Source organism: Chryseobacterium gallinarum (assembly GCF_001021975.1).
Classification (GTDB): domain Bacteria; phylum Bacteroidota; class Bacteroidia; order Flavobacteriales; family Weeksellaceae; genus Chryseobacterium; species Chryseobacterium gallinarum.
Genome location: NZ_CP009928.1, coordinates 1,362,914 through 1,384,487, shown reverse-complemented (window position 1 = coordinate 1,384,487; position 21,574 = coordinate 1,362,914). Strand labels below are relative to the sequence as shown.

The window sequence follows — 21,574 nt, the reverse complement described above, 5'->3', positions numbered from 1 at the left end:
TTAGCATTGGTACATTATTAAATTGGTACACTGTTATATTAATTTTATTTTGTTCTGTTGTCTTCGATGAATTTAGCCATCGTGTCGATAGATTGAAAAATTTCCTTTCCTTTTTTAGGATCGGCTAATTTTATTCCATAATCTTTATCAAGAAGAACGATTAGTTCCAGGGCATCAATAGAATCAAGTCCCAATCCGCCTCCGAATAAAGGATCTGTATCTTTGATTTCTTCTACAGAAACGTCTTCAAGGTTAAGGACATCAATAATTTTGTGCTTTAGTTCAGTTTTTAAATTTTCCATAAATATTATTTTAATGTAACAATATATGAATGTACCAATTTACCAGGCATTGTTACTGTAGTACTGGTACATTGTGAAATGGTACATTGTCAGATTATAATGTGAGCAAATATACAAAAGCTTTATAATTTTCCTGATACAATTCCACCCAGCCACATAATACTTTCCCGGCCTTTCCGGCGTGAAGGATTTGCTCAGAATAATCATTTAAAAAATTTTCATCAAATTCATCCAAAACAAAAAAAGCATTCTCTGTCTGCATTTTGTGTTTGATGCTGATCTCTCCTACACATATATTAGGCAGAGTGTATACAAAAACGGCAGGACTGGGAAAATAGTTTTCCGGAGAATTGATACTGTTTTGATATTTAAAATCCGTATCGAGGCTTGAGGACTTATTGGCAAAAACCAAGGCTGTCCTGCTGTGGTCCTCTTCTTTTAAAAGCATTTCGGCAGCCAGAAAAGCCAGTTTGCTCAGGTTATCCATTTTATGAAATTTGGGATAATTGAGTTCCAGGGTTTTGTATGCATTTTTTGCAAAATCCGGGAATGCTTCGTTATCGCTTTCAAAAATAAGATGTCCATTTACCGTTATTTTTGACTGTTCTATGGTACAGGTTTCAATTGTCTTCATCGTCTTTTAACATTTTTCCAAGATAATGGCTGCATTACATCCTCCAAAACCTGAAGCTGTTTTCAGAATATAACGAATGTCAGCAGATTGATTTTCCCGAATAATATTCAGCGGTTGGGAAACTCCCGTTTCTTTAAAGTTTTTAGATGGAATCAGGGTAGCATGAAGAGCGCTTTCCATAGAAATAATGCTTTCCAGCAGCCCGGATGCTCCCAGGCAATGGCCATAATAGCCTTTCATACTGTTAAGAGGGACATGCTGCAATTCCATTCTGTTGAAAGCAATGGCTTCCATTTCATCATTGTACAATGTAGCCGTTCCATGAGCAGAAATAAAATCAATCTGTTCAGCAGGAATATTTGCCTCAGTCATTGCATTTCTGATACTGGCATATAAGCCGTCTCCTGTCCTGGAAGGTCCTGAAATATGATTGGCATCATTTACGGCAGAATCTCCCAATACTTTAAATTGTAATTTTTCATTGTCCGAAGGCTCTGAAGTTATATAAACAGCAGCCGCAGCTTCTCCTATATTGATCCCGGCCCTGTTTTTATCATAAGGTTTACAAGGTTCCGGTCCGATAGCCTGGAAGGAATTAAATCCTGATATCACAAATTCTGAAATCTCATCCGCTGCAATGACAAAAGCATCGGTATATCTTCCTGTCTGAATCATATTTTTGGCAACAGCAATAGCCATTACTCCCGATACGCAGGCATTTGAAACCACTATCGGTTTTGTCTTAACTCCCAAAAAATCAGTGATCTTGCGGGCAAGGTTTGAGAGATATACACCTTCCGGCAGTTCAGTCTGGTTTTTTAATAAGCTGATATTTCCTTTTGTTGTAGAGAGGATAAAAGCGGTTTTTTCCGTAATATGATGGTTTTTGATCAGGGGCAGCAAGCTTAAAAGCAGCATTTCTTCCAATCTTGTAAATGACTGATGACCAAAGTTTTTGCTGAATTCTTTTTCCAGCTCTTCAGTATTGATCATAGAAGCATAAAAAGGGTTCTGATTTTCTATGATATGATGCAGGGCAATTCCTGATTTCCCTTCCAACAATGCATTCCAATTGGCCTCCACATCAAAGCCTAAGGGAGTCACACAATTGTAATCCGTTATATAAACTTCCTTCTTCATGATAATCCTGTTTTATCTTTCCATGCCTGAAAAAAGTCAGGATTATACAGGCATAGATTTCCTTCACTATCTAAAAACACCTGAATGGTTTCTCCGCTGCAGACCAGCTGCCCTTGTTGGTTAAACAGTTCATATTGATAGATGAGCTTGGCAGCAACCGAATTTACAAAAGTCGTTACAATGGTAAAAGTTTCGCCATATTTTAAAGGAAGAAAATGTTCACAGGTACTTTTAACAATAGGAGTAACATATCCCGCTTTTTGAATATCAAGGTAGGTAAGGCCGTGCTTTCTGCCAAATGCTTCCCTTCCATCTTCAAAATAAACGATATAATGGCCATGCCATACAATGCCAAGAGGGTCTGTCTCGTTGAATCGTACTCTTACTTCTTCAGTACAGGTTAATATGTTATCTTTAGATTGCATTTTGTTTTTTTTCGTAAAAAATGGAAACAGATACTGTGGCGATATAAAATAAAAGCAGGAAAGCCAATTCCCTGGCAATTCCCCCGATCCCGCTGTTTCTTAAAATAATATCATAATAAGCATTCAGTCCCCAGTTCATAGGGGAGAACCTGGCAATAGTCTGCATAAATTCGGGCATCAGGAATACCGGGACCCAGATTCCGCCGATAGCCGCCAATACTACTACTGAAGTGGCTCCGAAAGGTGCAGACTGTTCCTGGGTATCGGCAATTGTTCCTAATAAGACCCCAAACCCGATAGCAGCCAATCCGGCAAATAAAGTTACTATAATAAGCTGGAACATCTTGCCCGAAACATCAAACGCCGGAAGATCCATGTAGGGGAAAAGGTAAATTCCGACTGCAACCATCAGCAAAAACTGGATGATGCAGATAATAAGGTATGTAAATGTCTTTCCTAAAATATGAACGAAATAAGGAGTAGGGCTTATCCTGGCTCTTACACTGGTACCCTGGCTTTTCTCTTTTACCAGATTGATAGACAAAGGAACCACAATAAAAAAGATGGCAAAAAGCGTCCATGCCGGAACATTGTGCTGAACGGAATTCGGCATTACATCCATTTCTCCTTTTTGGGGAGTGATTTCTTTAAAACTGATCAGGTTTTTGTTCTGATCGAGCTTCTCGGATGTCCCCAACTGATCCTGAAAAGCCTTATAAATTTTTTTATTTTCGATTTCAAAAACCATCTTGTTGACGGAGTTCATCACTGAGTTTTTGAATCCGGCGTTGGTAGCAGGGTCAAAGTACAAATGTATATCTCTGGCTTTCGGAGCTTCTGTTTTAGTTTTCACGGAATCACTTTCCAGGCCGAATGAGCTTACAATAGTCTGAACCTTGGATTCAATATTGGAGTTTAAATCCTTTGTCAGGTTTTCAGGGATGACAATCGCCATCTGGTAATCTCCCGAAAAAACGGCTTCCTGAGCTGACTTTTCATTAAAACCGGTTAACAATTGAAACGTTTTACTGTTTTCCAGCTCACTTTTTATATTTTTTGAAACCTCAGATTTATCATGATCAATGAAAATAATCGGAATTTTTGATCCTTCAAGGTTTTTGAAAGTAGAATCCTGAATAAGAGTAATGGTGATGATAAGGAGCAACGGCATTACGAAAATAATGACAATCCCACCGATATCTCTTTTCAGCAGAAGGACTTCCTTCATAAAACTTCTCCACAATTTATACAACAACATCTCTTAATTCTTTTCCGGTTAATGAAATGAAAACATCTTCAAGGTTTTCTGCGTGGGCAATCTGAGAAACAAGTTCTTCAGGGCTTCCTACAGCATGAATTTTACCTCTGTCTATAATGGCGATTTTAGTACAGAATTCTTCTGCTTCAGAAAGGTGATGGGAAGTATAAATAATGCATGTCCCTTTTTTATTCAGACCCTGAAGGAAATCAATGATTACTTTCTTAGACTGAACATCTACTCCTACAGTAGGCTCATCCAGAAATAACACCTTCGGGTTATGAAGGGTGCCGGCGATCAGGTTACAGCGGCGTTTCATCCCTCCTGAGAATTGTCCTACCTGTTTATCAGCAAATTTTGAAAGCCCCATAATCTCAAGGGATTCATCGATAGCACGGGTAAGCTGTTTATGCTTTAAACCATACAGGCTTCCGAAAAACATCAGGTTTTCTTTCGCGGTAAGGGTAGGATACAATGCGTATTCCTGTGGTACAATCCCAATGATCTGTCTTATTTTGAAATGGTCTTTATGCGGGGATAAACCATTGATCGTGAATTGCCCCGAGGTAGGTTTAATCAGTCCTGAAAGCATGGAAATCAGTGTGGTTTTACCGGCCCCGTTAGGACCAAGAATTCCATAAATCTCATTTTTGCCTATCTCCAAAGAGATATCATTGACAGAAAATTCATCGGAATTTTTGTATTTTTTATATAGATTTTTGATCTCAATCATTTTCTCCGTCATATCAGATCGCCTTTCTCAGTTTTTTGTAAAAAGCTTCTTCCAGATCTGCAATATGCAGCATTGTCCTGGACAATTCATGATAAATATTGCTCTTTGAGTTTCTGTTTTTATACACTCTGGCAATGTCTACCGCAAAGTCTCTCCAAAGGTCACCGATGGAAGTGATTTCTTTTGATAATTCTTTCAACTCATCATTTTTAAGAATGACAGCAGCTTCCTGTAGAAAAGCCCCGTAAATAAAACGGAAACCTCCTCCGCCGGTACCAATTTCCTCCTGCATTCTGATTAGCTGACCAAGGTAATGATTGGTCACTTTGGTTCCTTTCTTTTCTGCCCATTTTGGAATGCTTTTCGCCACCCATCTCATTGCTTTTACTCCGATGAGAGGCACCGGAGCAAGCATATTTTTGCAGGTGTCTTTAATTCCTTTTTTGATGGCTTCCTCAAGATGGATATTTTCAGGTACATAAATAGGATAATACATATGTCCTTTTGGAGGAAGTGCTCCTTTTGCATATCTTACCTTTTCCAGTTCTGCTTCGGAAAGAGAAGTTACATAATCCATTACAGGATCGCTGATCAGGAATCTTCCGTCTTCTTTACCATAAACAACAAGATTATGGGCATTGAAGTGAAATTTATATTCTTCAGGAAAGTAAGTAAGGTTAAAAACTCCTACCTGAAGCCCTGTAGGTATATTTTGTTCCAGATTTCTTTCAAGAGCCTTTTGGGCATCTTTAGGATTTGAAAATTTTTCTCTTTTTATTTTAATTCCTAATCTCTTAGCTGCTTTGCTAAAAATGGCACCCGGCATCGGACGATAACTGAAACCCGGGGCAAAGTTTACCTTTAAAAAAGGCAGGTAGACGAAAAACAATCCGGAACCGATTCCGAAAATCATAGGTTCGCTTAGCTTAAGTCCTTTATTGAGCAGTAAATTGGAAGCAACACCGTTTTCGCAATGTGCAGTCTGATGGTGTTCAAAGTTTAGTTTCATTTGCAGCTTTTATCTTTTCATTGGTTAAATGAAGTCACATAACAGTATGCTTATTTCATTTATTTCCCGTCGAAGTTTTTTAATTCATCCACTGAAATTCCAAATGCATCAGCATATTTTTTCAGTACGGTTTCACTCAGTGTTTTAAATTTTTTGGGGCGGAAGTGTCTTTTTACCCTCCATTGCCACATTCCTACATAAGCGGCAAGCACTCCTAAATCCATCTTATTCAGTTCCATAAAATAAACGATGGGACTTACCTTATTATTGGCAACATTTTGTCTGGCTTCTTCAATTCTTTCATGAATAAGCTCCATGGATTCATCCAATGCTGCTTTTTTTGCATCCCAGCCTGTGCTGTTTGCAGTCGTATAATTATCATTTTCATCCGTAACGTACAAGACTTCAGTCATGTTGGCGGACTTTAGATTACTTTCGTCTTGAGGCAGGTCTTGCTTTTTCATCTAAATAATATTATTTTTTAGATTTCAGATAAATATAGGGTTCACCTGTTTTGATTTTTAATCAGGTGGCTAAAATAGTGAAAATACATTATATGTAAATCATATTAAAAAGGAAGGTATTAATGTGATCCCAAAACCGGCTGTATCAGAGATTCCCGGCATTTTTCAGGTAAAATATAGTAATGTTTCCGGCCCAAAATGATGTCTTATTTTCCTAGGCTATTTCGGATTGTTTCCAGTTTTTTCATCTGATGTTTAACTAACCTGAAAGATTTTAATCTTAAATAGCAGTATTGTGATTAATGTTTACATGTGTAATAGATGAACTGTAACAAGTGTATGATTAATAAGACTAATGACTTAGAAATTTGGATATTAAAATAAATAACAACTATGAAAAAGTTTTTTATTTCTGCTTCGCTTTTCTGTATGCTAAGTGTAATGGCACAGAAATTCGACACACAAAAGCTTACCGATGCCCAGGGGTATACCTATGAAACGGTAAAAAACGACCAGGCTGGTGTAAGGGTATATACTTTAAAAAACGGCCTGAAGGTTTATCTGGCAAAAAATGAAGATGCCCCAAGAATCCAGACCTACATCCCTGTAAGAACGGGTTCTAATAACGATCCGAGTGATAATACAGGGTTGGCTCATTATCTGGAGCATATGGTTTTCAAAGGAACTTCACGTTTGGGAACACAGGACTGGGCCAAAGAAAAAGTGCTGTTGCAGCAGATTTCCGACCTATATGAACAGCATAAGGCAGAAAAAGATCCGGCCAAGAAAAAGGAACTTTACAAAAAAATTGATGAGGTTTCCCAGGAAGCATCCGGATATGCTATCGCCAATGAATATGATAAAGCTATTTCTTCATTAGGAGCTACGGGAACCAATGCCCATACCTGGCTGGATGAAACGGTTTATAAAAATAACATTCCTTCCAATGAACTCGAAAAATGGCTGAAGGTAGAGAAAGAGCGTTTTTCAGAATTGGTATTGCGTCTTTTCCATACGGAACTGGAGGCGGTGTATGAAGAGTACAACAGGGCGCAGGATAATGATGGACGTCTTGTCAATTATGCTTTAATGGAAGCTCTTTTCCCTAAACATCCGAATGGGCAGCAGACAACAATCGGAACATCGGAACATTTGAAGAATCCTTCAATGGTAGCTATCCATAAATATTTCGATACTTATTATGTGCCTAACAATATGGCCGTGGTACTGGTGGGAGACCTGGATTTTGACAAAACTATAAAATTAGTTGATCAATATTTCGGTTCTTTCAAATATAAGGAACTGCCAATGAAAAAGAGGGTAACGGAGGAACCTATGACCAAGATCGTTACCAGAACGGTGAAGAGCCCTTCAACACCAAGAATGACCATGGCCTGGAGAACGGATTCTTATGGAAGCCAGGAAGCCAGGATAGCAGATGTAATTGCTGAAATTTTGAGTAACAGGGGTGGTGCAGGTCTGATTGACCTTAATATTAACCAAAAACAAAAGACCCTTGGAGCGAGTGCTTATGAATCACCATTCAAAATGTATGGCTACTTTGGATTATCTGTTACGCCTAAAGACGGACAAAGTTTTGATGAAGCTAAAAAATTATTATTGGATCAGCTTGACCTGGTGAAGAAAGGGCAGTTTCCGGACTGGATGCTTGAAGCCATCGTGAATGATAAGAAGGTTCAGCGGATGAAGGGATGGGAAACTGCAGACGGACTGGCCACTGAGCTTTATAATGCTTACATTAACGAAAGGTCATGGGAGCAAGAGTTGGATGATATCAATCAGTATGAGAAAATCACCAAAGCTGATGTTGTAAAGTTTGCCAATGAATTCTTTAAAGATAATTATGTTGTTGTTTATAAAGAAAAAGGAGTGAATGATAAATTGGTTCGGGTAGAGAATCCGGGAATTACCCCGATCAAATTGAACAGAGAAGCCCAGTCTCCCTTCCTGAAAGATATTTTAAATGCAAAAGTAGCTGAAATCAAGCCTGAATTTATTGATTATAAAACGGCAATCCAGACTTCACAGATTAAGGACAAGACAGTAAGCTTTGTGAAAAATAAATATAACGGGATCGCTCAGGTAAGTTATATTTTCCCTTTCGGAACGGATAATGATAAAGAACTTTCTATTGCAGGAACCGTATTTAAATACCTTGGTACAGATAAATATACTCCGGAACAGCTGAAGGAAGAATTTTACAAATTAGGGATTTCCAATTATGTGAGTACTTCCAATGATCAGACCATTATTACATTAAGCGGACTGGAAAGTAATATGAAGAAAGGAATAGAACTGATGAATCACTGGATGACCAATGTGAAAGCAGATAAGGCAATCTACGATCAGACTGTAAAAACGATCCTGGAAGCACGGGCGGCAGCTAAAAAAGATAAAAACAGAATCATGGCAGCGCTTTCCAATTATGCAAAATATGGTAAAGATTCAAGAATGACGGATATTGTTTCCAGGGAACGTCTTCAGAGCATTGATGTGAATGAGCTGATGAAAAAGGTGAAAACATTGAACCAATATCCATATCAGGTATTCCTTTACGGACAGGACCAGGCCGGATTGGAAAAAGCAGTAAAGCCTTACATCGTCAATGCGAGTTTACAACCGGCTAAAGCTAAAGAATATGCAGAGCCTTCCGCAGAAGGAAAAGTATATTTTACCAATTACGATATGGTACAGATGGAAATGGCTAAAGTGGCAAAAGGAAGTAATGTAAATCTTAGTAATTTCGGTGCATCCAATGTATTCAATGAGTATTTCGGAAGAGGCTTGTCTTCCATCGTTTTCCAGGAGATCAGAGAAAGTAAATCATTGGCGTATTCAGCCTATGTTTCTTATGCCAATGCATCGGAAAAAGGGCGTGCCAATTATATTACCAATTATATCGGAACCCAGGCTAATAAATTGCCATTGGCAGTAAATGCAATGAATGACCTGATGGTTGCTTTACCACAGATCCCTGCACAATTTGAAAATGCAAAAGGATCTGCATTGAAACAAATCGCTTCCAACAGGATCAACAGAACCAATATCTTCTTTAGCCAGTTGGCACTGAAAAAACTTGGTGTTGATTATGATCTTAGGAAAGATACATACGCTGAAATCCAAGGCCTGACTTTACCGAAACTTACAGCATTCTATAATTCCGAAGTGAAGCCCGTAAAATATAATACAGCTATTATTGGTAAGAAAGAAAACCTGAATATGGAATCCATCAATAAGATGGGGGAATTCCAGGAAGTGTCTCTTGAAGAAATTTTCGGATATTAATCTTTTTCGGATAAAATGACAATAAAAGATGAGGCAGAAATGTCTCATCTTTTTTGTTGGAGTATGCTTATTCTTTAGTGATGAATGTTTCACGGATCCGGGGAATGTTTCACGTGAAATATACTGCAGGGAAATAAATGAAAGTCCGTTAAATATTCAATAGCGGCGGGCTTTAGCCCGCCTAATGGGTAAAAATTCAATTGGCTTTAGCCAAAACATATAATATTAAAATATTAAAAGCTGTACAAAAAATGTACAGCTTCCAATGTATTTTGAATAGATCATTATGATTTGATTTCCTGGATAAACAGGTTGATATCTGCTCTGATCAGTAGTTCATCGTTATAAAATGTTTCACAGAAGATATGGCAAATATTTTCAAACTGAGAAATAAGTTCTGCTTTGGAAATAATAGTGTCGCCTGCTTTAGGAAGAGCGAAAATTTCAATCTTCTTGATGCTGGTAATAAAACCGATAACTTTGGTGTCGGCTTCAGGGTTTTCAAAAAAGTTTTGTCCAAGGATTGAGGAGCAGGTCTGAGCCAGATTTTCAATTAAGCCGGCTTCAACAAATTCATTATGATGAACAAATATATTGTCCTCCTTTATATCAAAGGAAGTCACAACTTTCTCCCGGGTTAATTCCAGAATATAGTCTGCCATAAGCATAGGTTCACGATGCGGTAGAAAGTTATGTATATTGATCATATTATCTTCCCTGGTTTTCATACAGTTATTTTACAGCGGTTTTCATTTGTGATCTTGCAATAATCTCACCATTCAGTTTGGTAACAATATCCACCAGGGTTACTCCCATGATTTCATTAAGGATGGTCACCTCCGATTTTAGTTGATCTCCTATTGCAGGTAAGGTTTCAGCCTCAAAAGATTTAATGGCACCGATATACCCGGTAGGAGCTTCTTTTCCTAAAAGATAATACTTATATCCCGTGTGCAGGGCAACACTTTGAGCCTGGTGTTCAATAAGACCCGAAGCCTGGAAAACCCCATCCTGAACAAAAATATTATCCTCTTTCACTTCAAATTGAGAAATAAGATGGTTTTCAGAATATTCCGTAAGCTCATGTACCATTACAAAAGGATGTCGTTGCGGAATAAGGCTTTCCACAAAGTCTTTATCGGATGTGGGCAGTCTGTTTTTCATTAGCAGACTGTTAATAAAGAACAAGAGTAAGCGAATCTTCCACTTTCAGGAACACAAAGGAGTACTTTTTCCCCTTTTTTAAGTCTTCCGGAATTCATCAGTTCTTCAAGGGCAATAAAAATAGATCCTGCTCCTATGTTTCCAACCTCAGAAAGGTTATAGAACCATTTTTCTGCAGGGAAATCCATGCCTTTTTTAGCAAACTCTTCCCTAAGGCCATCTTTAAAATAACCTGATGAAATATGAGCCAGAACGTGATCAATTTTTTCCGGATCTAAATGATGTTTATCAAAAGAGGCTCTCAAGCTTTCCGCTCCTTTTACAAGAATATACTGGTCCAGGATTTTAGTATCCTGTTTGATCGCAAATATAGACTGCTTCAGCCATTCGTCTGAAGGATAGTCTGCCCATGATTTCAGGCTTCCGTCTTCCTGTTTATCACATCCGGCATACATACAGGCTTCAATTTCGTGGGCGTAAGAATAGAAGTCAATAAACTCTATCTTTAAAGAGGTGCTGTTTTCTCTTGGTTTATTTTCCAGCAGGAAAGCACCTGCTCCGTCTGACAGCATCCATCTCAGGAACTCTCTTTTAAAAGCAATAATGGGTCTTTCCTCCAATAGCTTTAAATTTTCAGCCTCGTGGTTGAACTTATCAGCAGTCATCCATGCAGACATTCTTTCAGACCCTGCACATACTGCATTTTCGTTAACTCCGGCTTTTACAGAAAGGAAACCGTAATTTAAGGCATTCATTCCTGAATTGCACAGGCCTGTAGCCGTATTAATCTCAATAGATTTCCCAATGTTCAGTTCACCATGCACCATAGAAGCATGTGATGGTTGAATCTGGTCCGGAGAAGTGGTTCCTACTGATAGTAATTTCATGTCTTCCTTCCTGAAATTTTCATCAAAAAGGCCTTCAATAGCTTTTGCTGTAAGCTGTGCATTCGAGTGGGTAGGATTTCCTTCCTTATCTAAAGCGTAATATCTTGTTGTAATTTTATTATTTCTTAAAATAAGTGATTTTGCTTTAGAAGGAGCGTCATTGATAAGCCCAAGATATGTCTCCATTTCAGCATTCGATACCGGCTCATTAGGTAAATATTTTGAAGCCTTTGTTATAAATACGTCGTACATTCTATTTTAAATTAATTCCTTGTAAATAACTTTTTTGTTTTTGTCTTTTAGCCCAAAATATTGGGGTTGTAAGCAAATGTAATACTAAAACGATTGGTGAAATAATCCAGATCGCTGCCATCAAATATACCTTAAAGAATTTTATCAGCAATGGACGTTTCTCTTTTTTATTGATAATCAGGTTAGACCATACGGTAAAAATTTTATTTCCTACCTTTTCCACCCGTACCAGAAATGGACGGATCTCAACAGCGCCATTTTTCACCAGGTCTGGCTGCAAATGGCTCATGTCATTATTTCTAAAGTGTTTTTCAATGATATCTCCATATTTTACAGAACCCGCAATTTCTTCATCGGAAACTCCGGCAGCAGGAAGTAGGCCTGATTTTTCTTTCTTTCCTGTAGTAAGCCATCTAAGAATTGTCAGTACACTTGTATAATTGTCATGTCGGTCTACCAATGCAATATTTCCAACAAGTTTTGCCTGAAGATTTTTTAAATATACTTTCAGTTTTTCTTGGGAAAGCATCCACATATTTCTTGTTGCGGAAATGGTAACAACAGGAGTGTCCTTAAGGATCTTTTCTGCATAGCCACTCTTCAGGAATGAAATAATAGGAATAGAAGGCGTAAGATACCATACCTGATATCCGAACAGGATAAGGTCATATTTTTTATTCAATACCTCTTCTGAAGGAGGAAAGAGCTCTTTGGGAATCTGCAGGTAAGATTCCGGAAATGTATTAAAAAAAACGTCACCCGGCCAGGGAAAAGGAAAATCTTCCTTCAGCCGGATGTTATAATAGGTAATATCATATTCCTCCTTTCTGGATTCAAAAGACCTGGCTATATTTCTCACAATTTCCTCCAACTGGCCGGTTTGAGAATAATATATTACAAGTATATTTTTTTTCATTAATATTTTTTAGCGTTTACAAAAATATGTTTTTCATATGTATTATTTGCTTTTAAATACTTTTAATGATTCAGAGCTGAAAATTAATGTATAATCAGCACTTTCTATTACAGCATTTTTGATATTGATAAAAATGATGGTTTCAGGAAGTGATTGAATTTTGTTTATATCGAAACGATCATCAGAAATCAAAAGAACATCAATATTCTTATTCACCTCAGACAGTTCTTTTATATATTGTATTTTCCTTTTCTTAACCAGGTAATTATGTTCAGCCGTTGCCCTCTTTTCCCCATCCTGAATAAAGGAATATATTTTTCTGCTTGCCTGGTAAAGGGTCAGTAAAGCATCTTTTTGCCCAAAATCATCTGCTATATGCAAAACATGGGCATCCTTGGAAATGTGTTTATTCAGTTCGAAATAAACACATTTATTAATGTTGAAGTCATTTTTTACTTCCTGTACTACTTCAGTATTCTTATATAAATAACTTAGGAATAATTTCTTTTTAAAATAATTCTCATCCTCAATTTCTTCCCTCAGTCTGGCAAATTCAGTCCTGAAATAAGCATTGATTTTTTTTGTCCTTTCTGAATAATTTTTTCCAAAGCTTACATCATCTTTACTGATTCTGTCCCCTACTTTTACCGTAATACTTCCATCATAGATAATGAAGTCGCCTTTAGGAAGCACTTCAGAATTTCCATGGATATAAAGAGGAAGAATGTCTAACCCGAATTGTTCTGCAAGGTAGAATGCACCCTTATGGAATCTTTTAACATCGTTAGTGTAAGAACGTTCAGCTTCAGGAAACACTACCAGAGAATACCCTTGGTCAATCTTCTCTTTCAGCTGATCCATCCCGTTTTCAATACCTTGTGAAACCGGATAAAAACCCAATGCCCTCACCAGTTTCCCAAAAACAGGAGACTGGTATACCCAGTCATTCACCAGATATATAATTTTATGGGTTGTCATGGCAATGGCAAGAGTATCCAGAAAAGACGTATGGTTCGCAATGATGACAGCCGGTTTGCTAAAATCTTCAGAGTTGTTTTTAATAACCCTTTTCTTTACAAAAGGGTTGGAATACAGTACGGACGTCAGGAATTTTGCTAAAATCAGCTTGATGATATCCAGCGTCCTGCCTTTAGAGTTTTTTACAAAGAAGCTTCCGAAAACTGAAAATAAAAAGCCTCCCAAACCATAGTAAACGAACGATAGCACGGAATGCAAAAACAGTCTCAGGGTAATCGGGGAAAGTCCCTTTTTAGCCCGGTTGGTAATGAACAGCCTGAACCAGAACGGATATAAGGTAGAGGTAATAATAATTACCGAGAACATTCCGATCAAAGCTACCAAAGCCAGGGAATGCAGGGCTGGATGTTTGGCAAAAATCAAGGAACCAATGGAAAGGATTGTAGTGAAAACAGCCAGGATAATTGATATTCTGTAGGTAGGCAATTCATTTTTACCGGTTGTGTGTTCTTTTTGCATTGCCTGGGTAAGGAAGATGCTAAAATCGTCACCTACTCCAAAGACTAATGTACAAACTACAGTGCTGAAAATATTCAGTTCCAGCCCGAGAAAATAAAGAATGCCCGCAGTTACCACTCCCGTTAAAACAATCGGAAACATGGTAAGAATGGTAAGCTCAAAATTCCTGAAGAACACGATGATGGTAAGAATAATAGCCAGCAGGGAATAATTGATCAGAGTATTGAAGTCCCTTTTTAATAACCCCAGGAAATTTTCATTCATCTGCTGACGGTCAATGGCCAGTACGTCATGTTTTTTCTCAATATCTTTAATAAAAGCATCCCTCTTATGCTCATCCACTTTTACAACATTGGAAACCGTATAGAAACCCTTTTCATTGCTCAGAAATTCTGGAATTTGCAAGGCCTTTACCTGCTCATAATCTTTAAGGCTCAGTGTGGAATAATCTTTATAAAGGGTTTCGTTGAAATGATCGAAGGCCGCACTGTTGAATCCGAATTTGTTCCCGTTATTAATCAATTCAGAGAGGACCTCCTGCTTTTTATTACGATTCCAGAAGTGCTGCCATTCTGCAATTTTCTTTTGCTGGTCTTTTTCAGAAAGTACAATATTCCCAATGGAATTATAGCTTAGAATTTTGCCTTCTTTTTTCTCTTTCTCAAGAAAACCGCTCAATTGTGAATTTCTGGCTAAAGCTTCTTCCTCAGAATTTCCGTACGAGATTGTATAAATAGATTTTGAAGTGATATCAGATAGCTTTTGAAGTTTTTCTTCACTGATTTTTAGTTCTTTAGGAATGTAATTGAGGTCTCCGATATCTTCATTGAACTTTACGTGTCTGAAACCACACAGGCAGGCGAGGATAATGATGGAGCACCCGATAATTAGCGGTTTGTTTTTCTCATAAGGATAAGAGCCAATTTTATCAATAAAGTTGGTATTAAGTTTTTCCTCTGCAGGCTTAGGATGATAAAGCTGAGGTACGATAATTAAAGCTGTGATAGAAGATAAAATGACTGTGATGGCAGCAAATAGGCCTAAATCTTTTAACGCCTCGGAACGCACGAATATCAGGCATAAAAATGATACAGCAGTTGTAGCACTGCTTAATATGATGGGTTGGGTGATCTCTTTATAAAGTTCTTCAATATTGTTATTGTGCTTATAATGAGTAAGGATATGTAAAGCATAATCAATGGTAATCCCAATGAGAATGGCGCCCACACTTAATGAAATGGCAGAAATTTTATCCTTGATAAAATATAAAACCAATAATGCCAGTAAAACCGAAAATACAGTGGGCAGGAAAACAATAACCGGAGTAAAGAGGTTTCTGAAATAATAGATCAGTAATATCAAAAGTACAGTCATGGAAATCATTACTGTATTCTGAATATCTTTTTTAATCTGTTGGGCATTGGCAACAGCAATAACCGGTGATCCGAAGTAACTGATCTCGGTTTTCCCTCTGAATTGTTTGTTGATACTCTCTTTTATTATGTTAAGCTGATTGATAAAATGCTCATTGGATTTGGTGTCATTGCTTTTGTTTTTTGGATCGATAAAGAGCAATAGGTTCCTGCCGTCTTTAGTAACGATATAGCTGTCTTCAAGCTTAAAATCCTTACTGATATTAAGGGCATTCAGTTTTTTGATTCCTAAAAAGGTAAGGCCTAGCGGATCTTTTTTGATAAATTCTTTTGTAACCAGGCTGGCAGGTGATACCAATGAAACATAATTACTCTCAACCTGTCTGGCAATGCTGTCTTTTTGAAGCTTTTGCTCAATTTGTTTATAATCATCCCCGTTCAGAAATAAAGGCAGGTTTTGGTTGACAAAATCAAAGGTTTCCGAGATCTCCTGCTCATTTACTTTTCCCTGGACCGAAGCTATGTATTTTTGAAGGGGTTCAATTTTTTGCAAGAAAGTATCTGCAGTTTCAGAAAGCTGAAAATCGTTTTCACCGGATTGATTTTCGATAATTACGATAATTTTGTCCGAAAAATTAAGTTGCTTAAGAACTTTGGCGGTAAGATCAGATTTTTCATTTTTGGGAATAATCTGATTGATATCTTCCTCAAAGTTGATTTTTGAAGCAAAGAAAAGGCACAACAAGGTTATTCCTAATGCAGTAAATACAGAAATAATCCTGTTTCCGGAAATCAGATAATATAAAAATATAAAAAATCGATGCATTACATGGTTAATCAAGTCTGCAAATTTAAATTTTTAAGTATTAGTTCAAAATAGTATGCTATAAGTTTTAACTGAAAATCAATAAAATATTCTAGGCAGAATAAAAAAAAATTCTACTTTTGCAAAAGTTCCCTTTTAATGAAATGTATTTTAAACCACAATTATTATTAAGAAAATAAGAATCTGTTTAGATATGTTGAAAAAAAATGATGAAAAAATAAACGGATTTCTATTGATGATAGAACTTCCGCTTCTGCTGTTTGCCATGTCTTATTATAGCTTCGGATCTACCTGTACCAGGTTAAAAACCTCAGAAAAAATTTGGGACCTTCTGTTTTCATCAGGATTGCGGACCGTAATAGAACAGAAAAAAACAGCCTTTATAGAAGTTTTTTACATCAGCCGGAATTTCTCCAGCCCATTAAATAAAGTTGTTTTTGAAAAATATCTTTTTTTCAATATCTTGCCTTCTTATGATTACTTGTTTTCCTCTAATTTTGACAGGAATTATAATCGTGTATTATCAGTAAAAAAATAGCAGAAGCTTAGCATGAGTTTATTACATCCATATTATATTATTGCGATTATCTATATGCTGATCTTCAGTATTCGGGAGGTTTTCGGGAAGAAGGTAGATAAAAAGTGGTTCTGGTTCCTGGGGATTTATCTGATCATTCTGGCCGGACTTAGGAATCAGGTAGGCCCTGATTACGGAAGTTATCTTGGAATCTATATTTATTCTGATACAAAAAGCTACTATAGTATCTTTATGAAGATGCTTCATCTGGAGGGTACAGAAACCCTGGATGTAGAATGGCTGTATACTTTGATTAATAAGATACTCCTCAATATTTTCAATGCCCCTTATTATGTATTGACGCTGATAATTGCCATCTTTGCCATTATCTTTAAAGTGGAATATACTGAGGATAATACTTTTTATCCGTTTACGTTTACTTTGTTTATGTTTATTCCCAACTTTTTTATTGGGGAAAGCGGGCAGATAAGACAGAATCTGGGAACTTTTATGGTTTATTTTGCGATACGCTATATTAAAGAACGGAAACTCTGGCATTATCTGTTTTTTATATTTTTGGGATCGGGTATACATAGTGTCTGTTATTTGTTTTTACCAATGTACTGGCTGGCAAGAGTTCCGTTAAACAAAACCATTATGTTGATTTTGATTATCGGGTCTGTCTTCCTGTCTCCGTTTGAGGTGTATAGGTTTTTCGGAAACTTTTTATCCGGAATGGCTGAGGAAAGTTCACTTGTAGACGGTTTTAACGGATATATGGATGAAACTGTACAGAGAATAAACGGAGGTTTCGGAATTCCTGAAGCCATGATGGCCATTCTGACATTCTTCCTTTTTGTTTTTGATAACAAGATGAAGGAGCTGTATCCCTATTATGAATACCACAGGAATTATGCCGTTATCGGAATATGCTTTTACTTTATCTTTAGAAATAACCCCATATTTTCATCCCGTTTGGTGGGAGCATTTGTCGGATTCTCCTATATTATCATTCCTAACGCAATGTACGTTGTTTCAGGAAGGGTCAGAAATATGATTTATGCATTTATTATTACATTGGTAGTTTTCAACTTTGTGGTTTTCTCAACGTTTAATAACATTAGAGCGGGAAGGTTTACCATTGATCTTTATCAAAACCATTTACTCCCGTAAATTATTGATACCTATAAATTAAAGACAGCTCCTCAAAGCTGTCTTTTTGCTTTATAAGATAATTGTACTGATTAATATTTATTCAGTCAGGGTTTTTTTAACAAACCCTGACTGAATCCTTTATTTTCATTTGATGATTATTGTTTATTTGTAATGATTTAAATTTAATTTATTTATATTATAATTTGAATATGTTATATTTATTTATAAAATAAATCTGTTTTTATTGATGTAGGCTTAAATGTTGTACTCCGGTAACTGTACTTACAAATCCATAGATTATGAAAAGGTTAATTAAAAAGTTTGTAGCCGTTTCTTTTCTGCTATTAACAGGAATATGTTTTAAAGCTAATGTCGGGAAAACAGACTCATTGCATCGGAAATTTATCAATGCAGCTCCGGTTTTACTCCCTGATTGGAGGAAAGCTCCGAACAGTTATATTTTTGATCCTTCTCTCAATAGTGAGGGACTCCTTATTCCGGTAAGAAAGGCCTATGCAATGTGGGAAGGAGGTGATTATATTAATGGCAATGGTATTCCGGCAGGAACAGCGACGGCAGAAGTGCTATGGGAAGATGAGCATGGACTGATTAAATCAGGAATAAATTATACATTGGAAATTTTAGGCTCAGGCCCGACAGCAAAAATAAAAGTGCCGATTAATAAAGCTAAAGAAGGAAACGCAGTGATTGCTTTTAAAATTAATGGAGAAATTTATTGGAGCTGGCATATCTGGGTAACTGATGACCCTACTAACGGGCCTTCCTATAAAAGCTTTAATAACCTTAAAAGGCAAAAATCAGACGGTACTATTGAAGTAATTCCCGATGCAGACTGGAAGTGGATGGATAGAAATCTTGGAGCCCTTACAGGTTTTATTACTTCCTCAGACTGGAACAGAAATACGGGGCTTCTCTATCAATGGGGAAGGAAAGACCCCGTTCCGCCATTGGTAACCCGGGGAAATGATTTTTATGAAGTTTCAGGGTCTATAGGTCGTATACGGCACAGAGGTGCGAAGAATTTTGTAAATGCACAGAGTATTGACAATCTCACGAAAACAGTTCTGCTTTCCAATGCAACAGTTACCAACAATATCCGGCTTTCAATAAAGAACCCTTTGAGTCTGATCTACGTTAATAAAGATGATAATTCCGGACAGGCCTATTATAACAATAACCCAAATCTACCGGTCAATTGGTTTGGAAAAACAACAGACTTGCCGGATAACAGGCTCTCGGAGTTAAATCTATGGTCAGATAATTCACAAGGAAAAATAGAGAACGGCTATAACAATGATGCCAGTGCCAGACCTTACAGGGATAAATCTCCTTATGACCCTTGCCCTAACGGATGGAGAGTGCCCTCTATGCTGGTAGCCAATCTGGCTTCTTCCACTTATATTGATGATATCAGGATTGACTTTTCACCTTTCGGGCTCAGGACAGATATGAACAAGAATGCTTTTGAAGCCAGTAAATACCATATTGTTAAGCCAACAGATACAGGAGTTCCCGGCTTTATGGCTGGCTTTAAGGTATATCCTAATATAGGGTTTGATCTGTCAAATGTCGGAGGATATAACATGGGGCTTTTCCCAGGGAACGGACAGCTGATCAGATCTGCCCATTTGGGACAATACAGTGACCAGCATCATGTTGCATTGTGGACAGCTACTATGACCAGGCATTTTGATGCCACCCCATCAGTAGGAGCAAGAGGATTAACAATGATTCCGGATAAAACACAGCCGGATGTTCCGGATCCTAATTACCCGGATATTAAAGGGAGATATTTTTATTTCCCATTGGCAGGTATGTATACTTCGGATGCCAATGGCTGCAGATGTATAAAAGACCCATTATACGTTGTCAATGATTATGATTTTCCAACAGAATACCTGCCTCCGGTTACGGAATTCAGGGAAGGAATTAATAACCCCAATACTTACCAGGCCGTTAAGAGTACTACCCCCATGGTAATTGAAATTCCGGTAACCAAAGCATTTGCAGTACAGAGCCAGTTACTGAATAATACAGAGATCCTGAATGTTTCAAATTTCAATAATTTAAAAGCAAATGTACTCTGGACAACAAATACAAATCTGATCAGTAAGGTTACAGTGGCGAGCCCTTCTCCATCTTCACTTCAGGAGCTTGCCAATACCAGGATTTCTTTGGAGATTGCCCCTAATCAAAGCGGAAATGCAGTATTGACCTTACATAATGGCAGTATTTCAAATCCTGTTTATTGGAGCTGGCATATCTGGATCACGGATACCCCTCTGCAATCCTATACCTATACCACGGAGCTTCCTGCTCCGGAAGCGGTAAAGTATATCAATTATGTGAATAAAGCGGATGTAGCATTGCAAACTGTTTTTATGGACAGAAACTTAGGGGCTCTGGATTCATTTCCCATTGTAGTAAACCCTCTTACCCCTACTGCAGCAGAATTAGCAAAAATACGGGCATCCACAGGCCTGCATTATCAATGGGGTAGAAAAGATCCTGTTCCTATATTTCAAAATGCTGATAACAGAAGCTCGTACAATGTGTTTTTAGGAACAGTATCATCTAACGGAGCAATTACTTACACAACGTTGACACCAGCTGTGTATAATAGCTTGCCGGGAAATTACATTATACCTTACAATACATATGCTGCAGCTGCAAACGTACAAACTACAGACAAGGCAGGGGACAAAATTGCTAAAATATTATCTTATTCTGTTAAAAACCCTTTGGTATACATGATTCCAAGCACATGGGCCTCTTTCAACAGCAGTGTACCTAATTATACCAATGGTACTGACTGGCTGGCTGCTGAACCTAATCTGGCACCGGACAGGTGGGGAAGAGGAGGTGAAAAGTCTCCTTTTGATCCGTGCCCTGAAGGATGGAGAATTCCGGATGTTACGAATGTAGCATTGGTTTCAGGTTTGGATTTTGGCCAGACTCCCTGGTATAAAAAAGATAAAAATATTGCGGCTTCTTATAATCTTATCACAGATTATGCCGGACTTAGGGTAAGAAACCCTTCAACTACATCTACGATTGGATATATGTTTATTGATCCTTCATACAATACAGGAAATTATCCTAATTCAGGATCACGGGGATTCAGAAATGTTTTGTCTAATCAACCAGCTCAGGGAACCTTTACTACGGTTAATTTTCAATATCCGGGAATCTGGACCGGTGCCCTGGTTTCAAATTATCTGGGAAGACCGGTGAATGTGCTTTTCGATGCCGCTTCTTCAGCTAATCGTATGATTGCTTTTCACGATAATAATGATCCTTATTTTGGAATGAGTTGCAGATGCGTAAAAATAGAATATGACGTTAACGAAAATGAAGAAGGACCTGCGTCAAGAATACCTGTCAGTGCCGGAGGTCCTGTATTAAATACTTCTGAGGCAGAAAGCAAAACCCGGGACAATGGAATAAATGTGTTTCCTAATCCGGCTACAAATGTGCTTTATATCGGCACCTCTGAAAATAAGGACTACTATTATGATATTTATAACGTGGTAGGGCAACTTGTGAAACAGGGAAAGTTTCAAAATAAACAAGCGGATATTGCCTCTTTAATTCCGGGAATTTATGTAATGAGAATAAATAATTCTGAAGCCGTCATAAAATTTATAAAAAAATAACTTTCTGAATGAACAGGCAGGCAATACCTGAAATTTATT

General features: G+C 37.5%; 17 protein-coding genes. 4 read left to right on the top strand and 13 right to left on the bottom strand.

What is annotated here, in order from left to right; all coding sequences use genetic code 11:
• Positions 1 to 44 precede the first annotated feature (44 nt).
• The 8 genes from OK18_RS06185 to OK18_RS06150 all read right to left on the bottom strand — a co-directional run bounded on the left by OK18_RS06185 (position 45) and on the right by OK18_RS06150 (position 5,965).
• The gene (locus tag OK18_RS06185; RefSeq protein ID WP_050019739.1) at positions 45 to 302 is read right to left on the bottom strand and encodes a phosphopantetheine-binding protein; all 258 of its coding nucleotides are present in this window, start codon (positions 300 to 302) and stop codon (positions 45 to 47) included.
• Positions 303 to 396: 94 nt separating this feature from the next.
• Complete coding sequence (locus OK18_RS06180) at positions 397 to 936, bottom strand: 3-oxoacyl-ACP synthase (RefSeq protein WP_156173234.1); 540 nt, start codon at positions 934 to 936, stop codon at positions 397 to 399.
• Positions 937 to 942: 6 nt separating this feature from the next.
• Positions 943 to 2,076, bottom strand: coding sequence for a beta-ketoacyl synthase N-terminal-like domain-containing protein (locus OK18_RS06175; RefSeq protein WP_053327459.1), 1,134 nt, complete (start codon positions 2,074 to 2,076; stop codon positions 943 to 945).
• On the bottom strand, positions 2,073 to 2,501 hold the full coding sequence (locus tag OK18_RS06170) for an acyl-CoA thioesterase (RefSeq protein WP_053327458.1): 429 nt from the start codon (positions 2,499 to 2,501) through the stop codon (positions 2,073 to 2,075). The genes OK18_RS06175 and OK18_RS06170 overlap by 4 nt, the downstream gene beginning before the upstream one ends.
• A complete protein-coding gene (locus OK18_RS06165) occupies positions 2,491 to 3,759 on the bottom strand; it encodes an ABC transporter permease (protein ID WP_053327457.1) in 1,269 nt (422 codons plus the stop codon). The genes OK18_RS06170 and OK18_RS06165 overlap by 11 nt, the downstream gene beginning before the upstream one ends.
• Positions 3,746 to 4,504, bottom strand: a complete 759-nt coding sequence (locus OK18_RS06160; RefSeq protein ID WP_050019736.1) for an ABC transporter ATP-binding protein — start codon at positions 4,502 to 4,504, stop codon at positions 3,746 to 3,748. The genes OK18_RS06165 and OK18_RS06160 overlap by 14 nt, the downstream gene beginning before the upstream one ends.
• 1 nt (position 4,505) lies before the next feature.
• Positions 4,506 to 5,501 (bottom strand): BtrH N-terminal domain-containing protein, encoded by a 996-nt coding sequence (locus OK18_RS06155; protein WP_050019735.1) that lies wholly within the window; start codon positions 5,499 to 5,501, stop codon positions 4,506 to 4,508.
• A 59-nt stretch (positions 5,502 to 5,560) separates the two neighbouring features.
• Complete coding sequence (locus OK18_RS06150; protein WP_053327456.1) at positions 5,561 to 5,965, bottom strand: hypothetical protein; 405 nt, start codon at positions 5,963 to 5,965, stop codon at positions 5,561 to 5,563.
• A gap of 393 nt (positions 5,966 to 6,358) precedes the next feature.
• Here OK18_RS06150 and OK18_RS06145 point away from each other — a divergent pair, with 393 nt between their 5' ends.
• On the top strand, positions 6,359 to 9,271 hold the full coding sequence (locus tag OK18_RS06145; protein ID WP_053327455.1) for a M16 family metallopeptidase: 2,913 nt from the start codon (positions 6,359 to 6,361) through the stop codon (positions 9,269 to 9,271).
• 284 nt (positions 9,272 to 9,555) lie between these two features.
• Here OK18_RS06145 and OK18_RS06140 read toward each other — a convergent pair whose 3' ends face one another.
• The 5 genes from OK18_RS06140 to OK18_RS06120 are packed head-to-tail and all read right to left on the bottom strand — an operon-like array spanning position 9,556 to position 16,186.
• Entirely contained in the window at positions 9,556 to 9,999 is a 444-nt protein-coding gene (locus tag OK18_RS06140; RefSeq protein ID WP_053327454.1) for an ABC transporter permease, read from the bottom strand.
• Positions 10,000 to 10,003: 4 nt separating this feature from the next.
• Positions 10,004 to 10,435 (bottom strand): FabZ, encoded by a 432-nt coding sequence (locus OK18_RS06135; protein ID WP_053327453.1) that lies wholly within the window; start codon positions 10,433 to 10,435, stop codon positions 10,004 to 10,006.
• The gene (locus OK18_RS06130) at positions 10,435 to 11,574 is read right to left on the bottom strand and encodes a beta-ketoacyl-ACP synthase III (RefSeq protein WP_050019732.1); all 1,140 of its coding nucleotides are present in this window, start codon (positions 11,572 to 11,574) and stop codon (positions 10,435 to 10,437) included. Before OK18_RS06130 ends, OK18_RS06135 begins: the two co-directional genes overlap by 1 nt.
• 1 nt (position 11,575) lies before the next feature.
• On the bottom strand, positions 11,576 to 12,490 hold the full coding sequence (locus OK18_RS06125) for a hypothetical protein (RefSeq protein WP_053327452.1): 915 nt from the start codon (positions 12,488 to 12,490) through the stop codon (positions 11,576 to 11,578).
• A gap of 42 nt (positions 12,491 to 12,532) precedes the next feature.
• On the bottom strand, positions 12,533 to 16,186 hold the full coding sequence (locus tag OK18_RS06120) for an MMPL family transporter (protein WP_053327451.1): 3,654 nt from the start codon (positions 16,184 to 16,186) through the stop codon (positions 12,533 to 12,535).
• 193 nt (positions 16,187 to 16,379) lie between these two features.
• On the opposite strand from OK18_RS06120, the gene OK18_RS06115 reads away from it, so the two are divergent.
• The 3 genes from OK18_RS06115 (at position 16,380) to OK18_RS06105 (ending at position 21,535) form a co-directional block, all read left to right on the top strand.
• The gene (locus OK18_RS06115; protein WP_053327450.1) at positions 16,380 to 16,724 is read left to right on the top strand and encodes a hypothetical protein; all 345 of its coding nucleotides are present in this window, start codon (positions 16,380 to 16,382) and stop codon (positions 16,722 to 16,724) included.
• Between the two features lie 12 nt (positions 16,725 to 16,736).
• Positions 16,737 to 17,876, top strand: a complete 1,140-nt coding sequence (locus tag OK18_RS06110; protein WP_228377702.1) for an EpsG family protein — start codon at positions 16,737 to 16,739, stop codon at positions 17,874 to 17,876.
• Between the two features lie 281 nt (positions 17,877 to 18,157).
• On the top strand, positions 18,158 to 21,535 hold the full coding sequence (locus tag OK18_RS06105) for a T9SS type A sorting domain-containing protein (protein WP_053327448.1): 3,378 nt from the start codon (positions 18,158 to 18,160) through the stop codon (positions 21,533 to 21,535).
• Positions 21,536 to 21,574 lie beyond the last annotated feature (39 nt).

Coding starts and splice junctions, on each gene's coding strand:
- OK18_RS06115 (WP_053327450.1), top strand. CDS start 16,380: ATGTTGAAAAAAAATGATGAAAAAATAAACGGATTTCTATTGATGATA.
- OK18_RS06145 (WP_053327455.1), top strand. CDS start 6,359: ATGAAAAAGTTTTTTATTTCTGCTTCGCTTTTCTGTATGCTAAGTGTA.
- OK18_RS06105 (WP_053327448.1), top strand. CDS start 18,158: ATGAAAAGGTTAATTAAAAAGTTTGTAGCCGTTTCTTTTCTGCTATTA.
- OK18_RS06120 (WP_053327451.1), bottom strand. CDS start 16,186: ATGCATCGATTTTTTATATTTTTATATTATCTGATTTCCGGAAACAGG.
- OK18_RS06185 (WP_050019739.1), bottom strand. CDS start 302: ATGGAAAATTTAAAAACTGAACTAAAGCACAAAATTATTGATGTCCTT.
- OK18_RS06155 (WP_050019735.1), bottom strand. CDS start 5,501: ATGAAACTAAACTTTGAACACCATCAGACTGCACATTGCGAAAACGGT.
- OK18_RS06175 (WP_053327459.1), bottom strand. CDS start 2,076: ATGAAGAAGGAAGTTTATATAACGGATTACAATTGTGTGACTCCCTTA.
- OK18_RS06135 (WP_053327453.1), bottom strand. CDS start 10,435: ATGAAAAACAGACTGCCCACATCCGATAAAGACTTTGTGGAAAGCCTT.
- OK18_RS06165 (WP_053327457.1), bottom strand. CDS start 3,759: ATGTTGTTGTATAAATTGTGGAGAAGTTTTATGAAGGAAGTCCTTCTG.
- OK18_RS06160 (WP_050019736.1), bottom strand. CDS start 4,504: ATGACGGAGAAAATGATTGAGATCAAAAATCTATATAAAAAATACAAA.
- OK18_RS06180 (WP_156173234.1), bottom strand. CDS start 936: ATGAAGACAATTGAAACCTGTACCATAGAACAGTCAAAAATAACGGTA.
- OK18_RS06125 (WP_053327452.1), bottom strand. CDS start 12,490: ATGAAAAAAAATATACTTGTAATATATTATTCTCAAACCGGCCAGTTG.
- OK18_RS06110 (WP_228377702.1), top strand. CDS start 16,737: ATGAGTTTATTACATCCATATTATATTATTGCGATTATCTATATGCTG.
- OK18_RS06150 (WP_053327456.1), bottom strand. CDS start 5,965: ATGAAAAAGCAAGACCTGCCTCAAGACGAAAGTAATCTAAAGTCCGCC.
- OK18_RS06140 (WP_053327454.1), bottom strand. CDS start 9,999: ATGAAAACCAGGGAAGATAATATGATCAATATACATAACTTTCTACCG.
- OK18_RS06130 (WP_050019732.1), bottom strand. CDS start 11,574: ATGTACGACGTATTTATAACAAAGGCTTCAAAATATTTACCTAATGAG.
- OK18_RS06170 (WP_053327458.1), bottom strand. CDS start 2,501: ATGCAATCTAAAGATAACATATTAACCTGTACTGAAGAAGTAAGAGTA.